We start from the raw sequence: 526 nt of genomic DNA on the forward strand, positions 1-526 counted from the left end.
ATATATTTATACTCCATTTGTTTTTTTGTTATCGAGTAACGTGCGTCAATTAAATCGGGATTTTTTTCTTTTGCAAGAGCCGCCGCCGCCGAAGAAGTGGGAAGTGTAACAGAGCGGTTAATATCGACTTTTTCCGCCAAAATAGGCATGAACTCAAGTCCTAGAAGTTCCATAAATTGTTTTTCCATTTCGTCCAGATCAAGCTGAATAGAATAAATATCGATTTTTGCATTTAACAAATTGATATCCGCACTTGCCAAATCCACGGAAAGAGCAAGACCAAGTTTGACTTCTTCATTTAAAATATTCCTCTGTCCTTCCAGAACCGTAAACGCCGCTTTTTTTATTTTGAGTATTTCTCTTGACGACAGTAAATTACGATACGCTGCTATTGCCGACTCCGCTATTTCGTTAGCTGTTCTGTCCAATTTTAAAGAGGAAAGATCAATCTCCATTTTTTCAAGTTTTCTGGACATTGATAATTTACCGCCGTCCCAAACCGGCTGTTCCAGATTATCGCTGTAAT

Annotated in this window: 1 protein-coding gene; it reads right to left on the reverse strand. The window is 38.2% G+C overall.

Going from position 1 to position 526, the window contains the following annotated elements; translation table 11 throughout:
• Positions 1 to 526: TolC family protein (locus ACYVTD_RS16080; RefSeq protein WP_461248689.1), on the reverse strand; the 526-nt coding region annotated here is incomplete at both ends.

The organism is Treponema sp. R6D11 (assembly GCF_054786075.1).